Here is a 17,423-nt window from a genome sequence, read left to right on the forward strand (position 1 = left end):
CAATTACACCAGGTAGTTATATAAGCCTAACTAGAGAAAAACTTTTTGATTTTTTAAAGAATTACGTAAAAAAAAATAATTTAGAAATTAAAAATAAAAAACTTAATTATATTCTTACTCAGACTGATCACACGAAATTAAATTTACTACCTTACTCATTAGGAAATTTAGACCTTTACAACATTAAAGTTTTGAAAAAAAAAAAGTTTATAGAATTCATTAAAAAGGTAAATAGAATTGGCGGTGTATATAAATATAGGTGGGCAGACTATGATTTAATTAACCTTTTTCTTTATATCCATTTTGAAAAACCTATCTACGATTTTGCCCTTAAAAAAAATTTTTACGAGGCATCTCATCCATCAGCAAAAAGAATAACAAGTTTAAAAAACCACAAAACTAGAGATTCAATTTTAAACATTTTAAAATTATTTGTTTACCTAATTGAAAAAAGACTATTCAAATTGAAGAGAATTTTTACTTGACTGTTCAATAAATGAACATTATAAATGTTCAAAAATTGAACATGAATAGAAATAATCGAATAGATCAAGATGAGTTTGAGATTTTAAGAAAAATCCAAAAAAAACCTAGAACTAATCAGCGGGAATTAGCAGAAGAACTAGGTTTTAGTTTAGGAAAACTAAACTACTGCTTAAAGGCCCTTAAATCAAAAGGATTAATAAAACTCAAAAATTTTAAAAAAAATCCAAAAAAATTAAATTATTTTTATGTGTTGACCCCAAAGGGACTGTCAGAAAAAACAAATTTAACAATAAATTTTATGAAGAGAAAAATGAAAGAGTACGATGAATTAAAAAAAGAATTGGAGATAAATGACTAGTTCCTCAAATAAGCTAAGCTACTATCTATCTATAAAACAAAAATTTTATTTTTTTGTTTTATTAATTTTGTTTGTTACCAACTCTTTTTTGGAAATAGTAAGTTTGAGTTCAATCCCGGTGTTGATAGGTTATCTTCTTGCCCCAAACGAGTTTTTACAAAAAATACCTTTTGAAAATGTAAAAATTTTTCTTAGTTTTTTTTTAGAAAACAGGTCAAAAAATGAAATTACTGGAATAGCTTGTTTTTTTATATTTCTTATCTTTGTAATTAAAAACTTTTATAGTTTGATTTCTTATTATATCGAACTTAAGTTCCATAAAAGTGTCAATTTAAGTATTAATTTCAGATTATTTAAAAGTTATTTGTATGCTCCTTACGAGACGCATCTTCTTACAAATCCCTCGTTTACAACAAGAAATTTAATTTTTTCATCAACAGCTTCAAATCAAATTATATCATTCGTAAGACTAATAAAAGAAATTTTGTTAATATCAGGAATAACGCTACTAATTATTTTGTTTAGTTTTGATAAATCTTTAATCGTAATCTTTTTTATAATATCAATATTGTTTGGATCTTTTTTTTTTATAAGTGAAGTTGTTAAAAAAAAAGGTATTAAAAATGCAATAAATCAAAACGAAGTTTTAAAGACTATTAATCAGTTTATAGGGTCAATAATTGAAATTAAAACTAAAGGAAAGGAAGAGTTCTTTTTTAAAAAATATGCTTCAAGAGTTTTTGATTTTGAGAGTAATAATTTATTTGTAAAATTTGTAAAATCTTCTCCAAAAATGATTATAGAAATTATTGCAGGAGGTGGTCTTTTGTTAATAGTTTTTTTACTGACAAAAAACTATGAGTTAAGCACCATAATACCTTATCTAGCTTTGTTAACACTGGCCGTTGTAAGATTATTGCCCTCAGTTAATTCAATAATGACATGTATAACAGATATTAAGCAGCAAAAGGTCTATTTTGATTTAATTTACAATGAATTAAAAAAGTATGAATTTAAAAAAAATAGCATTTCTAAAGAAAATAAAGAGCTTAAAAATATAAGAGAGTCAATAGAATTAAAAGATATTAGCTTCAAATATGATAGTAGTTTAGAAAAATCAATTTCATCAATAAATTTAAAAATAAAAAAAGGTAAAAGAATTGGTATTTCTGGAGAATCTGGCTCTGGCAAAAGTACGTTGTTGAAAATAATTTTAGGACTTCTGAAGCCCCAAGAAGGTGAAATATTAATTGATGGAGAAAAAATATCGTATAGCTCGAAAATATTGTGGGAGAATATTTCTTATGTACCTCAGGACTCTTACATTTTAGATGAAACAATTGAAAACAATATTGCCTTTGGATCCCTAAATGAAAGTTTAAAAAATGATAAAATATCAAAGATTATTAAATGTACTGAACTAAGTGAACTTATTGAAAGTTCTAAAAATGGAATTAAAACATTAGTGGGTGAAAGGGGCATCAGAATATCTGGAGGCCAAAAACAAAGAATTGCCATTGCTAGGGCATTGTACTCTGAACCAGATTTACTTTTTCTAGATGAGTCAACAAGCAATCTAGATTTAGAAACAGAGAGAAAAATTTATCAAAACCTTAAAAAAGACTATCCACAAATGACAATAATATCAATCTCGCACAGAAAGGACGCTTTTATTGAATATGATAGCGTTTATTTCTTAGATAAAGGAAAGTTGTTAAAAAATTAATTTATGAGTTTTAGAAAAATTTTTAAAAAAAAGGGCCCAATAATAATTGCAGAAGTTGGAAATAATCATGGAGGAAATCTTAATAAGGCTATCAAATACATTCATCAAGCCTCAGAAGCAGGAGCGGATGGTGTTAAATTTCAGACTTTTAAAACAGAAAATTATTACAATCGAAAATTTACACCCAAAAAAAGATACGATAAGTTAAGGAAATTTGAATTTTCTTTTGAACAAATTTACAAACTTTCACAATACGCAAAAAAAAAGAAAATTGTTTTCTTTTCAACACCCTTTGATCTAGAAAGTGCTGAATTTCTGAATAAAATTCAGCCGTTATTCAAAATATCTTCAGGTGACAATAATAATGATCAATTAATTGATAAAATAAAAAAATTTAAGAAACCCACAATTATTTCCTCGGGTTTGATAAACATTGAGGGAATAAAAAAACTAACTAGCAAATTTAAGGAATTCACCAATCAAAACAAACTGGCTATCTTGCACTGTATTTCTGAGTATCCTGCAGATCGGAAAAATTTAAATTTAAAATCTATTACATACTTAAAAAATAAATTTCCTAAAATTTGTATTGGTTATTCAGATCACTCAATTGGTATAGAAAATTGCAAAATTGCGCTAAGTCTTGGGGCTGAAATAATTGAGACTCATTTTTCCTTAAATAAAAAAAATAAATCTATTAGGGACCATATGCTTTCAGCTAATCAAACAGAATTGACCAGTTTAGTAAATTTTTCAAATGAAATAAATTTTATTTTAGGTAAACCGGGAAAATTTAGTTCACGAGGTGAAAAAAAAAATGAAAAATTAATGCGTAGATCTCCTTATTTAAAAAATAATTTAGATATAAACCAAGTAATTTTTAAAAAAGATATAATTTGGCTTCGTCCTATGATGGGCGAGGAAATAGATATAGATGATGTTATTGGAAAAACCTCCAAAAAAAAACAAATTAAAGGAGATTTAATTAAGTTAAAAAATTTTAAAAAATAAATTATGTGTGGGATAGCAGGCTTTATAGGAGAAAAAAGATTGGATCAAAGTCAAATAAAAAGAACTTTGTCCTCTTTGAATTTAAGAGGACCCGATGTTCAGAATAAAAAAATATTTAGTTTTAAAAAAAAAAAAAATATAAAAGCAATTTTTTTTCATAGTAGACTGAGTATTATTGATTTAAATAAAAGATCTAATCAACCATTTCAAAAACACAATCTTACGATTTCATTTAATGGAGAGATTTACAACTATAATGAATTGAGAAGAGAGTTAATTACAAAGGGATATAAATTTAGAACTAAATCAGACACTGAAGTTATTTTGTCAGGATACAAAGAGTATAAGGAAAGTTTCTTTAAAAAAATGAGGGGAATGTGGGCTCTAGCAATTATGGACCAAAATAAAGAGGAATTGATTTTGTCAAGAGATAGATTTGGTGAAAAGCCCCTTTATTATTTTATGGATAAAAAAAATTTTTATTTTGGATCTCAAATAAATCAGATACATATGCTTTCTGAGAAAAAATTTGAAGTTAATGAAAAACAAATACTAAATTATCTTTGTCTCGGATATAGATCTATTGATAAGTATGGTTATGAATTTTTTAAAAAGATAAAAAAATTAGAACCAGGGACAATACTCAAGTATAATTTAATAAAAATTAAAAAAAAAAAATTTTGGTACCTAAATTATAGACCAAATTTCAATATTTCAAGATTAAATGCCATTAAACAGACCAGAGATAAAGTTATAAAAGCAATTACAAGAAATGTTGTATCAGATGTACCGATCAGCGTATTACTTAGTGGCGGGATTGACTCGAATATAATTATTGCTGTGATAAATAAAATTTTAAAAAAAAAGGTTAGTACATTTTCAATAATCGATAATGATCAAAAATATAATGAAATAAAATTAATAAATAAAGCAGCCAAACATAACAAAGTTAAAAATTATAAGATTTTCTTAAAAAAACAAAAAATGACAAGATTTATTCAAGATATTGAAAAATACATTGACTATAATTCAAAACCTCTTTTTACCACAACATCTTACGTTAGCAGCAAATTGCATAAAAAAATACATGAACAGAGCATAAAGGTTAGTTTGACTGGAATTGGCGCAGATGAACTTTTCGCTGGCTACTACGCCCATGGTCTGCATTATTTACAAGGATTAAAAAAAAAGAGTGCTTTTAAAAAAGAATTAGAGTCTTGGAAAGAAAATATACTTAGTCATGTAAGAAACCCACATTTTATAAATTTTAAAAAATTTTTAAAGAGTACCTATTATACAAAATACATATTATTTACTAACGAAAATTTAAAAAAGATGATTAAGATTAAACGATATTCAAGATTTAAAGATAAAAAATTCTGCAAAGATAATTTAAGAAATAGAATGTTAAATGAACTTTTCTACGAAACAATTCCTCCAATTTTAAATGAAGATGATCAAAATCACATGAAATCCTCTGTAGAGAATAGATCACCTTTTTTAGATGCTGATTTAGTTGAATACGCTTATAATATACCAAGCATTCACTTGATTAAGAATGCTCAAAATAAATATATTCTTCGTGAGGCGTTTAAGGATATTTTACCAAAAAAAATTTATTCTAATAAGATAAAAAAAGGTTTTAATGTATCAATAGACTCTTTAGTTCAAAGAAACGAAAAATCTTTTAAAAATATTTTCTCAGATAGAAATAAAAAAATATATAAATTTGTAAGATACGAAAAATTAAAAGATCTTTTTTCCAAAAAAAAATTAAATAATTCAGAACAAATGTTTTTATTCAGATTTATTAATTGCTCAATATTTTTAGAGAGGTTTGCATGATACAAAAATGGTGCAAAAGCTGTCTTTTATCAAATACCCGTCCAAATATATATATTATGGGTGATGGAGAATGTAACGCTTGTAAAAATCATAGAAATAATAAAAATAATAACAGAGCACACGGTAAGAAAAAATTATTAAAGTTATTTAGTCAAATTAAACGTAAAAAAAAGGCAGGCTATGATTGCTTAGTACCAGTTTCGGGCGGAAAAGATAGCACATGGCAGGTATTGACCTGTTTAAATAATGGCCTTAAGGTATTGGCTGTAACTTACAAAAGTCCAGGAAGAAATAGCTTAGGTTCACAAAACTTAAAAAATTTAGTTTCACTTGGTGTAGACCATATCGATTTTACACTTAATCCAAAAGTTGAAAAATATTTTATGCTTAAAACATTTAAAAAAAAAGGATCTACAGCTATACCGATGCACTTCTCTATTTATAATCTCCCCTATAAATTTGCAGAACTATTCGGCATACCTTTAATTGTTTGGGGTGAAAATCCAGCGGAAGAGTATGGCTATCTAAATAAAAATGATCTTAATCTTAAGGGTGGTAGGTGGTGGCAAAAGCATGGCGCTCTCTCAAACACTAGTATAAGTAGCTGGAAAGATAAAGTTATTAACAAAAAGAATTTATTCCCGTTAACTTTGAATTCAAAAATTAGAGTAAAGTCTATTTTTTTAAGTGATTTTATAGAATGGGATCCAGTAAAGATTAAAAAGATTGTGAAAAAAAAAGGTTTTAAATTTTCAGAAAATGTCAAAACTGGTATTTATAATTTTGCAGATATTGATTGTGATTTTATCTCTATTCACCATTATCTTAAATGGTACAAATTCGGCCTAACCAGAGCTTTTGACAATCTATCAATTGAAATTAGAAATAAAAGAGTATCGAGGAAAAAAGCAATATCAATGCTAAAAATGTCGTTGAAAAAAATAAGACCCAAAGATGATATAAAAAAATTTTGTAAATTTGTAGGAATTAGTATTAGGGAATTTAATCTTATATGTGAAAAATTTAGAAATAAGAAAATCTGGGAAAAAAGGGGAAAAAACTGGAAAATTAAAAATTTTTTAATAAAAAATTTTATTTGGCAATGAAAATAAAAAAAAGAAATAGAAAATTTAAAGTTGGTAGAAAAAAAAACATTATTTTAAAAGATGTTGGATCTATCAAATTAAATGATAATGAGAATATAACATTTATAGATACAAATTTAAGAGAATATGACGTATGTAAAAAAAATTGGGGTTATTATGCAACACCTTCTCTTAATAAAAGAGTTAAAAAATACGGATATATTGCTGGCTTAGTATATAATAAAAAATTTAAAACATTTTTTATTCACTTGGTAGATACCCGCAAAAAAAAAATTTTTAAGTCATATTTAAAAAAGGAAAACATGAAACTTATTTGTTGGTTGAATTCTAAAAATTTGGAAAGGATAAAAGTTAGTTTTAAATAATGTCTACTGTAATTTTACAAGCTAGGTCATCATCAAAAAGATTTAAAAATAAAGTATTGGCACAAATCAATGGAAAACCTATGATCTATTATGTTTATAAAAGAATTTTAAAATCAGAAAAAGTAAAAAAGATCATAATTGCATGTTCTAATCATCGTTCAGATGATCAATTATTTTGGTATTGTAAGTCAAAAGGTTTTTTAGTTGAAAGGGGGAGTCTAAATAATCTTGTTCAAAGATTTAACAAAGTAATAAAAAAATACAAATTAAAATATTTCATACGTATTAGTGGTGATAGCCCTTGTATGGACTTTAATGTAATTAACAAGGTGTATAAAGTTTTTAGAAAAAATAATTGTGATATTGCGACCAATGTTTATCCACGGTCATTTCCAAAAGGTATTTCGGTAGAAGTTATCAAAACAAAAATCTTTAAAAAACTATTAACTAAAAAATTATCTTTATATAACAAAGAACATGTTACCAGTTATTTTTATGAAAATGCTAAAGATTATAGAATATATAATTTGAAGAACAGCATTAACCGAAGCAGAAAAAGTTTAGCACTTGATACAAAAAACGACTTTAAAAAACTCAAGCCAATTATTAAACAAAAAGATTTTTTTAACCTTAATTGGCAAAACATATTAAATAAAAAAAACAGATTATGGAAATAAAAGCTGCAGTGATTGGATCTGGAATTGGTGAAAAACATATTCAAGCTATTGATGAATTAAAATTTTCTAATGTAAAAATAATTTGCGAGACAGATCCAAAAAAAATCAAAATTTTAAAAAAAAAGTATAGGAATAAGGTTGTTACTCATAGAGAAAACGATATTTTTAAAGATAGTTCCATTAACTTAGTCTCAATCGCAAGCTACGATGATTTCCACTATAAACAAATTTTAAAGTGTATCAGGTACAACAAACACATAATAGTTGAAAAACCAATGTGTTTAAAATTAAGTCAACTTAAAGAAATTAAAAAAAGATTAAGCAAAAAGAAAAAAATAAAATTATTTTCTAATCTTGTATTAAGAGTCAATAATTTGTTTTTAGACCTAAAGAAAAAGATTAAATCAAAAGATATTTATTTTATTGAGGCTGATTATATTTGGGGTAGAAAAAATAAATTATTTGGATGGAGAGCAAAAACAAAAAATTATTCTATTACACTAGGAGCAGGGATTCATATGATAGATCTCGTTAACTGGTTAATTGACTTAAAACCTATGTACGCAAATGCTTTTGGTAGTAACAAAATGACAAAAAACACAACTTTTAAGAAAAATAGCTTTAATGTTGTAATACTTGAATACCCAAAAAAAATTTTGACTAAAATTTCATCAAATTGTGTTGCCCATTATGATCATTTCCATGAATTAAAAATTTTTACAAAAAATGCAACGTATATTAACAATCTACAAGGTAAATTTATTTATAAAGATAAAAAGGTCATTCCTTTAACTCGGAATTACCCAGATAAAAAAAATAGAAAAAAACTAATTCAAAATTTTATAGAATGTATTGTTAAAAACAGTAAAAAACCAATTATGCAACTTAAAGAGCAGTTTGATTTAATGAGCATTTGCTTTGCAATAGAAGAATCTTTATCTAAAAAGAGGAAGGTAAAAATTAATTATATTTAAATTATGAAAAAAATAAAGTTTTCAATTCCAAATATAAAAAACTCACATTTAAACGATGTAAAGAGAGTCTTAAAAAGTGGATGGCTAACTCACGGAAAATATACAGAATTATTTGAAAACCAATTTAAAAAATTCACAAAATCACGATTTGCGCTGACAGTCTCAAGCTGTACAGCTGGCTTACATTTGATATGTTTGGCAAGTGGATTTAAAAAAGGTGATGAAGTAATTGTGCCAGCAATGTCCCATACCGCAACTTCACATGCAATAGAGTATACAGGAGCTAAGGCAGTATTTTGTGATGTAAATTATCCATCTGGTAATATTTCTGTTGAAATGATTAAAAGAAAAATAACAAAAAAAACTAAAGGAGTTATAGTTGTTCACATGGCTGGACACCCTTGTGATTTAGAAAATATACTCAATTTTTGTAAAAAAAAGAGATTAACTTTAATTGAAGATTGTGCACATGCAATTGGCACATTGCACAAAAAGAAACATGCAGGAAATTATGGTGTTGCAGGAAGTTTTTCTTTTTATCCCACTAAGCAGATCACAACCGGCGAAGGTGGAATGGTAATTGTTAATAACAAAAAATTATTTCTTAAATTAAAGATGTTAAAACAATTTGGTATCGATAAGGATATTAAGGATAGGAAAAAGCAAGGTGAATACAACGTAAAAGACCTAGGATACAACTACAGAATGACCGACTTTCAATCTTCACTTGGATACAACCAAATGCTTAATTATAAGAAAAACTTGAGCATCAGACATTTAATTGCAAAGCGGTACATCAAAAATTTTAAAAATTCTGAAAATATCGATCACATGGAATATTCAAAGGATTGTTCCTTTTTTGTTTTTCAAATATTTTGTAAGAAAAGAGACTTACTTCTTAAACATTTAAAAAAAAGGGGAATTGGGGTGAGTGTTCACTACATTAACCCTCTTCCAAAAATGGAATATTATAAAAAGAAATATGATTTAAAAATTTCAGATTTTAAAATTGCTAAGATGTATGCAGATAGAAATATATCATTGCCAATTTATCCAAAACTTTCACTTCACAATGTTGACTTTATATCTAACGTAATTAAAAGGTTTATAGATGAAAAATAAAAAAATTCTTCTTATAGGTGGATCTGGTTTCATCGGCCACAATCTTGCTATCAAATTGAAACAAGCGGGAGCTGAACCGATCATAGTCGATAGTTTATCAGTAAATAATATCTTGTCTTTTACAGATAGCGAAGTCGAAAACAAAAAATTATATAATTCTATTCTTCAAAATAGATTAGATCTAATAAATAAAAATAACATTAAATTGATAATACAAGATGCGAGAGATTACCATGCAGTTTCAAGAATATATGGAGAAATAAATCCAGATATCATTATTCACTTAGCTGCAGTTTCCCATGCAAACAAATCAAATAAAGATCCACATAGTACTTTTGATCATAGTTTAAGGACTTTAGAAAATACTTTGGATTTTGCCAGAAAGGATAAGGTTCACGTTATTTATATGTCATCAAGTATGGTATATGGTGATTTCAATTCTGAAACTGTAAATGAGGAAAAAAATTGCAAACCAATTGGTATATACGGAACACTAAAATATTCTGGTGAATTACTCGTAAAATCTTACAATCAAATCTTTGATCTACCGTATACAATAATCAGACCATCCGCCTTGTATGGTGAAAGATGTGTAAGTAGAAGAGTTGGTCAAATATTTATTGAGAATGCTATACAAAATAAAGAGATTACAATAAATGGTGATGGGAGCGATAAATTAGATTTTACTTATATAGAGGATTTAGTTGAAGGTATTTACTTATGCTGCTTAAAAAAGGACTCAAATAACCAAACCTTTAACTTAACTTTTGGCTCCTCAAAAAAAATAAATGAATTAATGGAAATTTTAAAAAGTGAATTTCCCAAAGTAAAAATAGATTACAAAGAGAGAGAGAAGTTTATGCCTGAGAGAGGTACATTGGATATTTCAAAAGCAAAAAAACTATTAAACTATAGTCCTTCATTTTCTATAGAAAGAGGATATCTAAAATATATAAAATGGTACAAAGATTTTTGGGCTGGCCACCAAAAATAAAGCTAATGAATAAAAATTATAATTTTATAATAGATGAAAGTCTAAATGATCCATCATTAGACAATAAAATTTATTCTCATAATTTTTTTTTGGAATTACATAAAAAGACAAATCTCCCAGAAAACACGTGTTTTCATCCTTGGAGCATTCCAAAAAATTTTCATGAAGATTATGAATATCTCAAAGATTTGAAAAAAAAAATTATTTATCCATTGACAGATACTCTTAATGATTACCACAAAAAAAATTTTTCAACTAATTATTGGGAAATTATTTTAGGTTATTGGATACATTCATTTCTAATGATGATGTTAGAAAGGTGGAGAATATTGGAGAATTTGCCTTACAAAGATGTTCATTACACTTTAAAAACAAAAAACATTGAAGATGTGGACTTTATTCCTCAAACATTAGATGAATATAATAATATTTTTTGGCTAAGTGAATATAGCTCATCTCTTTACGAAAAAATTATTAAATATAAGTACTCAAACAACTTTACTATTGTAAAAATTAACTCAAAAAAAAAAATAGATATTGTGAGAAAGAAATTTTTATCAAAAAATATTGATTTTAAAAATATTTTTCTTAAAACATATTTTTTAATTTTTGGATGGGTATTAAAAAATCAGAAGAATGCTGTTATTAGAACTTATCTAGGTACCTTTGAGGAAATTAAACTCAATTTTCATCTTAGTCAGTTACCTACATTTGTTAAAAATAACTATCATTTGTGCAGGCCTCAAATTCAACTTAGATCAAAAATGAGGCTAAATTTTAATCCCACTAACGATTTTGAAAAATTAGTTCTAAAAAATATTTTTAATTTTATTCCTGTAAGTAATCTTGAAGGGTTCCAGAAAGAGAAAAAAATTTTAAACAAAATACCTTTGCCAAAGAAACCGTCTTCGATTTTTTCTTCAAATATTTTGTTTAAATCTTTGTTAAGCAGATACTGTGCGGAAAAAAAAGAACAAGGGTCAAAATTAATTCTTGGTTGTCATGGGGGAAGTTATGGCCATTATAAAGATCATTTTTGTGAGCAACAAGAACTTCTTATTTCTGATAAGTATTTAAGTTGGGGATGGGCTAACAAAAACAGTAAAAAAATAGTTAAGTTTGGAATTTTGAGACCTAAAATAAAAATAAAAAATTTAAAAAAAAGTTTTTTGACAATAATTTTTCCATGTAATGCTCCGTTAGAAAAATCAATTGAGTCATCTGTACAAGCGTCAATTCAAGGAGAGTATATATTTGCACCAGTTTTTAATATAATAAATAAGTTTTCGGAAGAAGTATCAAAAAATCTTTTACTTAAGTTTTATCCAAGAAACTTTGGTAAGAATGAGATAGAAATTTTTAAAAACTTCAATTCAAAAATAAAAATTGATATAACAGGCACAAAAATAGAAAATGTTTTATCTAATACGAAAATATTTTTATCACCTTATCTGGGTACTGGATATTTGGAAACTCTGTCTATGAATATACCGACTTTAATATTTGTTTCTAAAAAGTTAGATTGTATTAGAGAAGATGCTAAACCTTTTTATAATCTATTAAAAGACGTAAATATTTTTTTTGATGATGAGACAGAGCTTTCAAATCACATAAATAATGTGTGGAATAACCATCAAGATTGGTGGTATTCGAGAAAATTACAAGAAAATCGTCAAAAATTTTGTAATAATTTTGCACTTATTAACCCAAAAAAGTTAGATAATTTAAGAAATATAATTTTGAGCGAACAAACATGATATATTTAGTGACTGGTTCAGCAGGTTTTATTGGTTTCCACACTGCGAAAAGACTCCTTGAAAAAAAAAATATCGTTATAGGAGTTGATAATCTTAATAGGTATTATGATCCAAAGCTGAAATTAGCGAGAAACAAGATTCTGAAAAAATACAAGAAGTATAAGTTTCACAAAATTGATATAAGTAATAAAAAAAAAATAGACAAATTATTCAAAAAAGAAAAAGTAGATGTAGTTATAAACTTAGCTGCTCAAGCAGGAGTACGTTATAGCATTATAAATCCTTCAACTTATATAAAATCAAATCTTAATGGATTTTTTAATATAATTCAAAATTGTGTAGAATATAAGGTTAAAAAATTAATTTTTGCAAGTTCAAGCAGTATATACGGTGTAAATAAAAATCCTAAATTTAAAGAAAGTTTTATTACTGATAGCCCAATACAACTTTATGCAGCAACAAAAAAATCTAACGAATTAATAGCTCATTCATATAGTTCGCTCTTTGATTTAAAGTGTATTGGTTTAAGGTTTTTTACAGTTTATGGTCCATGGGGTCGGCCAGATATGTCATTATTTAAATTTGTAAAAAATATTAAAAAAAAAAAACATATTGAAATTTATAATCAAGGAAACCACCTAAGAGATTTCACTTATATTGATGACTGTGTATCGGGTATAATAAATACGCTAAACTATAAAATGAAAAAAAAATTTGAAATATTTAATATTGGCAGTGAAAAACCCATAAAACTTATTAATTTTATTAAAATTATTGAAGATTATCTTAAGATAAAAGCAAAAAAAAAATTCTTAGGTCTACAAATGGGGGACACAATAAGAACTTCAGCCTCGATATCAAAAATTTCAAAAGCCACAGGATATAAACCAAAGACATCAATTAAGAAAGGTGTTCACAATTTTATAAATTGGTACAACGATTTTTATAGATGAAAAAATTGTTAGAAAATATCGATAAAAAAAAATTTAAAGTTGGTATAGTAGGACTAGGTTATGTCGGCTTACCCCTTGTAAATTTATTTGTAAAAAAAAGAATTGAAGTTATAGGAGTGGACACAGATACAAAAAAAATAAATAAACTTAAAGCAGGAAACAGTTATATCTCCTCTAAAAATTTGAAAAACTTTAAATATTTTCAAAATAAGAAGGCAAATCTAAGTAATAATTATAAAGTACTAGAAAAGGCAGACGTTATAATCATTTGTCTTCCAACTCCATTAAAAAAATTCAAACCAGATATGAGATATATTTTTAAATGTGCAAAAAAACTTTCATCAATGAATCTGGAGAATAAAGTAATTATTTTAGAAAGTACAGTTTTCCCAGGGGCAACAAATTTATTTTTCAAAAAAGTTTTTAGTAAAAAAAGTTTACTTTTAGGAAAAAATATTTTTCTCGGCTACTCACCAGAAAGAGAAAACCCAGGTGATCCAAATTTTTCTTATAAAGTTACTCCGAAAGTTATAAGTGGAAAAACTAAAAACTGCCTTAAGATTTTAGAAAAAATATATTCAAACATAATAACTAAACTAGTCAAAGCCAAAAATATTGAGTCTGCCGAAACCTCAAAACTTCTTGAAAATTTGTATAGATCTGTAAATATTGGTCTTGTTAATGAAATGAAAATAATTTGTGATAAGCTAAGTTTAGATATTTTTGAGATTATAAATTTAGCTTCAACTAAAAATTTTGGATTTCAAAAGTTTTTGCCTGGACCAGGCTTAGGAGGCCATTGTATTCCAATAGATCCTTATTATTTATCTTGGATATCAAAAAAGCATGGCTATGATCCAAAATTCATAAGGTTATCAGGGATAATTAATCAATTGATGCCCAGATGGGTTGTAAACAAATTGCTAAGTTATTTCGTAAAAAAACCAAAAGTTTTAATTCTAGGAGTTTCGTATAAAAAAAACGTAGATGATGATAGAGAGTCTCCAGCATTTGAAATTATGAAAATTCTTAGAAAAAAAAGAGTTTCTTTTGACTATAATGATCCATATTTTTCGAAGATAAGAAAAGGAAGACAAATAAAATTTTCAAAAAAATCAATAAAATTAACTAAAGAAAAAATCAATAATTATGATGCCGTTTTATTGGTGACAGATCATGATATTTATAATTATAAGTTCATTTATCAGAGCGCTAAAAAAATTTTTGACTGTAGAGGAGTTTATAAAAAGTTTGGATATAAAGAAATAGTATATTGCTAAAACCATTTTTTGTATTTTTTCTTAATTTTATCTCTCTTAAAATTTCTTAAAGCATTTTGATAATCCTCTAAAATATCAATTGAAAATGAGTCTGATTTAATTTTATTTGAACCCATAGAGATACCATTTTCTAAAGCTCTTAATAATTCAATAGACTCAATTTTCTCATGATAGCTAGGTTTTAATTTGTTGTATTTCTGAAGGGACTTAAATGTAAAAATAATTATTGATAAATGTTTTTTTAAATTTGTTTTTTTTAAATATTCAAATGGGGTATCTGATCTTGTCATCCATTTTATTTCATTTTGATCATTCACAATTAGCTTAACAATATTCTGTTTGTTTTTTTTTGAAAAAATTATATGTGGAACAACAATTTCGAAATTATTTTTTAAAAAAAAATTCGCTGTCTTATCTATAGATATTGGATCTATCAAAGGTTCGTCACCCTGTACGTCTATTATGATATCATTATTTTTTAATTTAAGTTTTTTGGCTGCTTCAAAGATTCTTTCAGTCCCGTTCTTGTGTTTTTTTTTAGTTAAAATACTTTTAGCATCAAACTTTTTACATACATCTTGAATAAGTTTAGAGTCGGTACAAACAAAAACATCATCAGCAAATTTTGATAACTTTGCACGCATATAAGTATGAATGATAATTGGGATACTGTCTATTTCTAAAAGAGCCTTAGATGGAAGCCTTGAAGATTTAAGCCTTGATGGAATTAAAATGATTTTTTTCATATTATATATAATTTAAGAAGTCTTTTTTTAAAGGATTATTTTTCCTATCTAATTTATTGGGAATTTCAAGATCTGAGCTAATTTTTTCTGGCTCTCTTTCAAAAGTTAATTCTATTACAGTGGGGTTGCCATTTTTATCGGGAATGGCAAAGTTGTTAGCATGAATATGTGTAAGTTTGAGTTCAAATGCATTAATAAAATTCAGTATTTTTTTTTCGTGTAGATCTATATCGTGAAATTCTATGATTAAACCACTCAATTTTGATTGATTTTTTAGCAGACAATCTATTAATCTATACTCAGAATTTTCAATATCAATTTTAAGTAATACATTTTTATTTTCCTTTAATGCATTAATTATCTCGGTCAATGAGTTATAAGTAATTGTCTTTACATTAAATGTATTATTTTTAACAAACTTTTTAATTTTTAAAAATTTTTTAATTGAATTGATTGTTTTTGAAAAATCTAGTCTCCTTAAATTGTTTAAAGACAAAAAGAATTCATCCCTAAAGTAATATTTAAAATGCAATTTATCATAAAGATAAACTTTTTTTCCTGTGAGATTATTAAAATTCTCCTCGAAACTTATATCAAGCGCCACACCAAATGAAACCAGGCACTCTGAATTTCTTAAAGTAGACTCTCCTATTAAATACCCACCATCATATTGGTTACCCAATCTTATTAATGAGTAAGCGCTGTCAGGCTTAAAAATTTCTGGTAATTTTTTCATCGATCAAATAATTTATTATAAACATTTATTGTTTCAGATGCACACTTTTTCCAAGAAAACTGACTTAATCTATTCAAACCCTTTTGAATGCAATTATCTCTTACTTTTTTATCCGAAGTAATTACTGAAATTTTTTCCAAAATTGACTCTTCGTCATTTGGATCAAAATATAATGCAGCATCCCCAGCTACCTCTGGTAAAGAGGATGTATCACTACAAATGACGGGGCAATTTTGAGAAAAGCTTTCTAAAATCGGTATACCAAACCCCTCGTATTTTGATGGATATATAAAGAACTGTGCAAACTTATAAAGATTTTTTAACAAGTTTTCATCTCCAGAAAGGTGTACGATTTTATCTAAATCAACATTAAAATTTTTGATTTCTTTAATTTCCTCATTAGTAATCTTTCCACCACCAAATAATACTAATTTATGATCATTAAGAATTTTTTTATTTTTATTTAAGGCTTTCAATAATTTTGAAAAATTTTTATATTTCCATCTAGAACCGACGTATAAAAAATATTTTTCTTTCAAGATTTTAAGGTTCAATTCTTTAATATCATTATTTGAATTTTCAAATGGGGAAGAGTGATAAATTACTGTAATTTTATCCTCTGCAACACTATAATATCTCATCAAGTCTTTTTTTGTAGAGTTCGATACACATATGATTTGATCAGCTCTTTGAATTGCTTTTTCTTTAGGAAAATAATTTTCTGGAAATCCATAGTCTTTTCTAAAAATTTCGTGTATTAGATCGTGTACTGTCAACACTGTTTTTTTGTTTTCGGGAAAAAAAAAATTATCATAATAAGTTGTGTGAAATATGTCAGGACTAAATTTGTTAAACAAATGATTGTTAATTTTATCATTTAGTCGCATCAATCCTTTTTTTAACCTTATATATTTATTTATATTGTTTGAAAAAGGCAATTTGTAACCAAATTTAAATTTTTTATTATTCAGAGTTGATAAATAACCATTAATATGAAAGGGTGCAAAAATCTTTGCAGAAACATCTTTTTCATAATTTAGATAATTTACCAAACTAGCGATATATCTTGAGGGTCCCCCATAATTTTGATTTACAAATATTTTATGATCAAAAAAAATTTTCATAGCAATCTTATTTTTTATTTTAAATTATTACTTAATACCTAAAAAAAGATATATAAAGAAAATTAAAGAAAATCATTATATAATAGCTTAATAATTAGACTTAAATAGACACATTTTAATCTTAATTGTAAGATTAAAAGATCTAATATAAATAAATTTCAAC

Annotated in this window: 17 protein-coding genes (1 of these 17 only partly in view); 14 read left to right on the plus strand and 3 right to left on the minus strand. The window is 26.0% G+C overall.

Annotation, left to right across the window (positions count from 1 at the left end; translation table 11 throughout):
* The 14 genes in view from AMN84_RS02715 to AMN84_RS02780 are tightly spaced (at most 41 nt apart) and all read left to right on the plus strand, a layout consistent with a single transcriptional unit that may run on beyond the window.
* Window positions 1-485: the 3' end of a glycosyltransferase family 15 protein gene (locus AMN84_RS02715; RefSeq protein WP_075483169.1), read on the plus strand. It extends 487 nt beyond the left edge of the window; 485 of the gene's 972 nt are visible here — the last part of the coding sequence; the start codon falls outside the window, past its left edge; it ends in the stop codon at window positions 483-485.
* A 41-nt stretch (window positions 486-526) separates the two neighbouring features.
* Window positions 527-844: a MarR family EPS-associated transcriptional regulator gene (locus AMN84_RS02720; RefSeq protein ID WP_075483304.1), complete on the plus strand. Its 318-nt coding sequence runs from the start codon at window positions 527-529 to the stop codon at window positions 842-844.
* Window positions 837-2,570, plus strand: coding sequence for an ATP-binding cassette domain-containing protein (locus AMN84_RS02725; RefSeq protein ID WP_075483170.1), 1,734 nt, complete (start codon window positions 837-839; stop codon window positions 2,568-2,570). Before AMN84_RS02720 ends, AMN84_RS02725 begins: the two co-directional genes overlap by 8 nt.
* Window positions 2,571-2,573: 3 nt before the next feature.
* Complete coding sequence (locus tag AMN84_RS02730) at window positions 2,574-3,581, plus strand: N-acetylneuraminate synthase family protein (RefSeq protein WP_075483171.1); 1,008 nt, start codon at window positions 2,574-2,576, stop codon at window positions 3,579-3,581.
* Window positions 3,582-3,584: 3 nt separating this feature from the next.
* Window positions 3,585-5,426: an asparagine synthase (glutamine-hydrolyzing) gene (gene asnB / locus AMN84_RS02735; protein ID WP_075483172.1), complete on the plus strand. Its 1,842-nt coding sequence runs from the start codon at window positions 3,585-3,587 to the stop codon at window positions 5,424-5,426.
* Window positions 5,423-6,532: an N-acetyl sugar amidotransferase gene (locus tag AMN84_RS02740; RefSeq protein ID WP_082254965.1), complete on the plus strand. Its 1,110-nt coding sequence runs from the start codon at window positions 5,423-5,425 to the stop codon at window positions 6,530-6,532. The genes asnB and AMN84_RS02740 overlap by 4 nt, the downstream gene beginning before the upstream one ends.
* Window positions 6,529-6,897, plus strand: a complete 369-nt coding sequence (locus AMN84_RS02745; protein ID WP_075483173.1) for a hypothetical protein — start codon at window positions 6,529-6,531, stop codon at window positions 6,895-6,897. The genes AMN84_RS02740 and AMN84_RS02745 overlap by 4 nt, the downstream gene beginning before the upstream one ends.
* The gene (locus AMN84_RS02750; RefSeq protein WP_075483174.1) at window positions 6,897-7,574 is read left to right on the plus strand and encodes a cytidylyltransferase domain-containing protein; all 678 of its coding nucleotides are present in this window, start codon (window positions 6,897-6,899) and stop codon (window positions 7,572-7,574) included. Before AMN84_RS02745 ends, AMN84_RS02750 begins: the two co-directional genes overlap by 1 nt.
* Window positions 7,565-8,548, plus strand: coding sequence for a Gfo/Idh/MocA family protein (locus AMN84_RS02755; protein ID WP_075483175.1), 984 nt, complete (start codon window positions 7,565-7,567; stop codon window positions 8,546-8,548). The genes AMN84_RS02750 and AMN84_RS02755 overlap by 10 nt, the downstream gene beginning before the upstream one ends.
* Window positions 8,549-8,551: 3 nt before the next feature.
* The gene (locus AMN84_RS02760; RefSeq protein ID WP_075483176.1) at window positions 8,552-9,670 is read left to right on the plus strand and encodes a DegT/DnrJ/EryC1/StrS family aminotransferase; all 1,119 of its coding nucleotides are present in this window, start codon (window positions 8,552-8,554) and stop codon (window positions 9,668-9,670) included.
* Window positions 9,660-10,664 carry an NAD-dependent epimerase/dehydratase family protein gene (locus AMN84_RS02765; protein WP_075483177.1) on the plus strand — a complete coding sequence of 335 codons (1,005 nt, stop codon included), beginning with the start codon at window positions 9,660-9,662 and terminating at the stop codon, window positions 10,662-10,664. The genes AMN84_RS02760 and AMN84_RS02765 overlap by 11 nt, the downstream gene beginning before the upstream one ends.
* A complete protein-coding gene (locus AMN84_RS02770; RefSeq protein ID WP_075483178.1) occupies window positions 10,628-12,421 on the plus strand; it encodes an LIC12162 family transferase in 1,794 nt (597 codons plus the stop codon). Before AMN84_RS02765 ends, AMN84_RS02770 begins: the two co-directional genes overlap by 37 nt.
* Window positions 12,418-13,374, plus strand: coding sequence for an NAD-dependent epimerase/dehydratase family protein (locus tag AMN84_RS02775; protein WP_075483179.1), 957 nt, complete (start codon window positions 12,418-12,420; stop codon window positions 13,372-13,374). Before AMN84_RS02770 ends, AMN84_RS02775 begins: the two co-directional genes overlap by 4 nt.
* Window positions 13,371-14,654, plus strand: coding sequence for a nucleotide sugar dehydrogenase (locus AMN84_RS02780; RefSeq protein ID WP_075483180.1), 1,284 nt, complete (start codon window positions 13,371-13,373; stop codon window positions 14,652-14,654). The genes AMN84_RS02775 and AMN84_RS02780 overlap by 4 nt, the downstream gene beginning before the upstream one ends.
* Here AMN84_RS02780 and kdsB read toward each other — a convergent pair.
* The 3 genes from kdsB to AMN84_RS02795 are packed head-to-tail and all read right to left on the minus strand — an operon-like array spanning window position 14,651 to window position 17,260.
* Window positions 14,651-15,400, minus strand: a complete 750-nt coding sequence (kdsB, locus tag AMN84_RS02785) for a 3-deoxy-manno-octulosonate cytidylyltransferase (RefSeq protein ID WP_075483181.1) — start codon at window positions 15,398-15,400, stop codon at window positions 14,651-14,653. The two genes, AMN84_RS02780 and kdsB, sit on opposite strands and share 4 nt — an antisense overlap.
* A gap of 1 nt (window position 15,401) precedes the next feature.
* Entirely contained in the window at window positions 15,402-16,136 is a 735-nt protein-coding gene (locus tag AMN84_RS02790) for a class I SAM-dependent methyltransferase (protein WP_075483182.1), read from the minus strand.
* Window positions 16,133-17,260 (minus strand): glycosyltransferase family 4 protein, encoded by a 1,128-nt coding sequence (locus tag AMN84_RS02795; protein ID WP_075483183.1) that lies wholly within the window; start codon window positions 17,258-17,260, stop codon window positions 16,133-16,135. The genes AMN84_RS02790 and AMN84_RS02795 overlap by 4 nt, the downstream gene beginning before the upstream one ends.
* Window positions 17,261-17,423: the final 163 nt, after the last annotated feature.

This window comes from Candidatus Pelagibacter communis (genome assembly GCF_001180105.1).
GTDB classification, from domain to species: domain Bacteria; phylum Pseudomonadota; class Alphaproteobacteria; order Pelagibacterales; family Pelagibacteraceae; genus Pelagibacter; species Pelagibacter ubique_K.

Coding starts and splice junctions, on each gene's coding strand:
- AMN84_RS02720 (WP_075483304.1), top strand. CDS start 527: ATGAATAGAAATAATCGAATAGATCAAGATGAGTTTGAGATTTTAAGA.
- AMN84_RS02725 (WP_075483170.1), top strand. CDS start 837: ATGACTAGTTCCTCAAATAAGCTAAGCTACTATCTATCTATAAAACAA.
- AMN84_RS02730 (WP_075483171.1), top strand. CDS start 2,574: ATGAGTTTTAGAAAAATTTTTAAAAAAAAGGGCCCAATAATAATTGCA.
- asnB (WP_075483172.1), top strand. CDS start 3,585: ATGTGTGGGATAGCAGGCTTTATAGGAGAAAAAAGATTGGATCAAAGT.
- AMN84_RS02740 (WP_082254965.1), top strand. CDS start 5,423: ATGATACAAAAATGGTGCAAAAGCTGTCTTTTATCAAATACCCGTCCA.
- AMN84_RS02745 (WP_075483173.1), top strand. CDS start 6,529: ATGAAAATAAAAAAAAGAAATAGAAAATTTAAAGTTGGTAGAAAAAAA.
- AMN84_RS02750 (WP_075483174.1), top strand. CDS start 6,897: ATGTCTACTGTAATTTTACAAGCTAGGTCATCATCAAAAAGATTTAAA.
- AMN84_RS02755 (WP_075483175.1), top strand. CDS start 7,565: ATGGAAATAAAAGCTGCAGTGATTGGATCTGGAATTGGTGAAAAACAT.
- AMN84_RS02760 (WP_075483176.1), top strand. CDS start 8,552: ATGAAAAAAATAAAGTTTTCAATTCCAAATATAAAAAACTCACATTTA.
- AMN84_RS02765 (WP_075483177.1), top strand. CDS start 9,660: ATGAAAAATAAAAAAATTCTTCTTATAGGTGGATCTGGTTTCATCGGC.
- AMN84_RS02770 (WP_075483178.1), top strand. CDS start 10,628: ATGGTACAAAGATTTTTGGGCTGGCCACCAAAAATAAAGCTAATGAAT.
- AMN84_RS02775 (WP_075483179.1), top strand. CDS start 12,418: ATGATATATTTAGTGACTGGTTCAGCAGGTTTTATTGGTTTCCACACT.
- AMN84_RS02780 (WP_075483180.1), top strand. CDS start 13,371: ATGAAAAAATTGTTAGAAAATATCGATAAAAAAAAATTTAAAGTTGGT.
- kdsB (WP_075483181.1), bottom strand. CDS start 15,400: ATGAAAAAAATCATTTTAATTCCATCAAGGCTTAAATCTTCAAGGCTT.
- AMN84_RS02790 (WP_075483182.1), bottom strand. CDS start 16,136: ATGAAAAAATTACCAGAAATTTTTAAGCCTGACAGCGCTTACTCATTA.
- AMN84_RS02795 (WP_075483183.1), bottom strand. CDS start 17,260: ATGAAAATTTTTTTTGATCATAAAATATTTGTAAATCAAAATTATGGG.